Genomic DNA, 214 nt, shown 5'->3' with positions numbered 1-214 from the left:
CGTCGTACGGCCCGACCTTGTGCTGCGAGGCCTCGTTCAGGAGGTTCGGGTTGGCATCTTCCCAAGCGATCCTCGCTTCCTGCATGTGGAAGTACTCACGCAGCATCCTGCTGCCCAGCACGACGTCGCCGGCCTCGGTCAGCTTGCGCGCCTCCGCCGCGTAGACGCCGAGGTCCGGGATGGGGGGAGCGTCCGCCGCCAGTGAGCGCTGTGC

The 214-nt window shown here is 68.2% G+C and carries 1 protein-coding gene; it reads right to left on the bottom strand.

Annotated features, from left to right (window positions below):
• On the bottom strand, positions 1-214 hold a 214-nt coding region (locus OO54_RS41255), incomplete at both ends, for a hypothetical protein (RefSeq protein ID WP_033213070.1).

Origin of the sequence: Streptomyces wedmorensis (assembly GCF_000716445.1) — a bacterium.
Taxonomy (GTDB): domain Bacteria; phylum Actinomycetota; class Actinomycetes; order Streptomycetales; family Streptomycetaceae; genus Streptomyces; species Streptomyces wedmorensis.
This window is presented reverse-complemented; position numbering and strand designations above follow the sequence as displayed.